Here is a 2,422-nt window from a genome sequence, read left to right on the forward strand (position 1 = left end):
GGGCGGGGCGGGGCAGTGGCGCTGGCGACTGCGCGAGCGCCATCCCGGAGGTGACGAGTCCTCCGACGACGACGAGCATTCCCAGGGTGCGCATGCGCCTCACGAATCCTTCCGGCCCTTCCAGGCTTCAAGGGTCGAGCGTAGGAGCGAGGGGGAGGGGTGTCAACGCAATGCCCCATCGCCCGGGAGTCCGGCTTTTCAGCCGCCGGTTTCAGTCCTGGGGGGCCAGGCGGGCGTTGGCCTCGCGCAGGCGGGCGGACAGGCTGCGCGCGATGTTCACGACGATGAAGGTGAAGCCGTCCGCGTGAGCCAGCCGGAAGGTCCGCAAATCCTGCGCGGTGAGCTGGAGCAGCTCCACCTCGCCCAGCGCGCGCACGGTGGCGGAGCGGTGGTCCTTGTCGATGAGGCCCATCTCCCCGAAGAACTCCGGCGGGCCCAGGACGGTGAGGGGCTTCACCCCGTTGCCCGTCCCCCGGAGCACCACCTCCACCTGGCCTCGCACGATGACGAAGAGGCTGTCGCCCAGGTCCCCTTCCTCGAACACCACTTCCCCGTGAGCGTAGCGGTACAGCCGTGCCAGCTCCGCCAGCCGCGCGAGCTCCGCGGGGGCCAGCATCTCGAAGAGGGGGGATGTGGCGATGACGGCCAGCTTCTCCATGTGCTCCCCGCGGGTCCGGAGCCTCCGGAAGGTCCGGGAGTTCGAGCCTATTCCCCTGGCGAGAAGATGAACGGGTAGCTGACGGGGACGTCGTCACTCGGTTGGAAAGGGAACTTCCAGCCGCGGATGGTGGTGATGATGCAACTGCTGACACCCTCGGAGCGCAGGGTGGATTCGTCCACCTCCACGTTGCCGGCGCGGCCGTCCGGCTTGAGGTTGAAGCGGACCATCACCCTGCCCTTGAGGGTGGGGTCGCGCTTGAGTTCCTTCTCGTAGCAGCGCTGGATGGACGCCTTCATGCGCTGGATGAAGCGGGCCAGGTCCTTGGGGCTGACCTCGGAGCTGTCCACTTCCGGCACCGCGTCCGCGACCTGGGGCACCTTGACGACCTGCTTGCGGCCGGTGTCCACGGTGCCCGCGCCGGACGTCTGCGTCGCGCCAATGGCCGCCACCTTGCCGCCGGTGTCGCCCAGCGGGTTGGCGATGCCATTGCCGCCGCCGGAGCCCACCGCGAGGGCGCCGCCGGACTGCGCGCCCGCGAGCGCCTCCGCCACGTTGGTGCCGCTGCCGGAGTTCCCGAGCACGTCCGCGATGGCGTCCCCGCCGCCGGGCCCCTTGCCGCCCAGCAGCTTGAGCAGGCCGGTGCCCGCGACCCGGGCCTCCACCTGCTGCCGGCGCTCCTCGCTGTTGGCGGGAGCGGGCGTCGAGTCCGAGGTGGCCGGCTTCTTCGGGGCGGTCTTCACCTCCTCCGGCTTCTTCTGCTCGGTGGAGCCCTTCTCCTGGGGCTCCTCCTTCTTCGCGGGCTGCTGCGGGATGATGGCGCGCACGAAGCGGTCTTCCAACTGGTCCAGCGAGACCTCCGCCTCCACGGGCGCGGGCTGGGAGACGATGAGCGCGACGCTCAGCACGTAGAGCACCAGCATCGACAGCAGGATGCCGAAGAAGAGCTGGTCCACCGTGCGCCAGGGGCTGGCCTTCAGCTCCGGCGGCAGCGTCGGCTTGGAGCCCGCCGCGGGCGCGGGGATGAAGTGGAAGAAGAGCGTGGCGTCCGGCAGGTCCACCTTGCCGCGGGCGCTCTCCTGGAGCGGCAGGTCGAAGGTGTCGTCCGCGCGGCGCGTGGCGAGCCCCTGGGAGCGCAGCGCGTCGAAGTCCACGTCCGACGAGCCCAGGTTGACGCGGCCCTGCATCTGGTCGTCGATGATGAGGTGGAACTGCTGGCCGCGGTTCTCCAGCACCTTGAAGCGCGGCGGGCGTGCCTCGGACGGAGGCAGGACGATGGTGTTGCGGGCGTCATCGCCAATGGTGACGGAGTCGTGGAGCAGGTGGTGCTCTTCGACGATGCGCCCGTCCTGGATGACGCCGACGCGGAGCAGCTTGGGGCGGGTTTGAAGGGCCATGGGACTAGAACGGGTCCTGCTGCACGCTCTGGACCACCTTGGGCACGAAGCTCTCCGTGCGGTTCAGGTCGTCGAAGCTCGGCTTGGAGCGGTCGAGGAAATAGAAGGCTTCCGGCTTCTGGATGCGCCCTTCGACCTTGATGGCCTCCAGGTGGATGGCCTTGGCCGGCTTCTTCGCGGCAGGTGCCGGAGCCGTGGCGTCCGCTGCCTTCTTCGTGGACGCGGGGTCCTCCGCCCAGGACGGACGGGCGGCGGCAAGCAGCAGCAGGAAGAGGGCGGGGCGCATGGGCGGAAGGTCGTGGCTACCGGACGTCGTTGGACACCTTACCCGAGGCGCCCGGCCGCGTGGCAGGGGGCCCCGGGGAGG

At 69.9% G+C, this 2,422-nt stretch carries 3 protein-coding genes; all 3 read right to left on the reverse strand.

Going from position 1 to position 2,422, the window contains the following annotated elements; translation table 11 throughout:
* Positions 1-211: 211 nt before the first annotated feature.
* The 3 genes from D7W81_RS40870 to D7W81_RS40880 are packed head-to-tail and all read right to left on the reverse strand — an operon-like array spanning position 212 to position 2,341.
* A complete protein-coding gene (locus D7W81_RS40870; RefSeq protein ID WP_120560706.1) occupies positions 212-658 on the reverse strand; it encodes a cyclic nucleotide-binding domain-containing protein in 447 nt (148 codons plus the stop codon).
* Positions 659-705: 47 nt separating this feature from the next.
* A complete protein-coding gene (locus D7W81_RS40875; RefSeq protein WP_120560707.1) occupies positions 706-2,055 on the reverse strand; it encodes an AgmX/PglI C-terminal domain-containing protein in 1,350 nt (449 codons plus the stop codon).
* A 4-nt stretch (positions 2,056-2,059) separates the two neighbouring features.
* A complete protein-coding gene (locus D7W81_RS40880; protein WP_120560708.1) occupies positions 2,060-2,341 on the reverse strand; it encodes a hypothetical protein in 282 nt (93 codons plus the stop codon).
* Positions 2,342-2,422: the final 81 nt, after the last annotated feature.

It is taken from the genome of Corallococcus aberystwythensis (assembly GCF_003612165.1).
In the GTDB taxonomy this organism is placed as follows: Bacteria; Myxococcota; Myxococcia; order Myxococcales; family Myxococcaceae; genus Corallococcus; species Corallococcus aberystwythensis.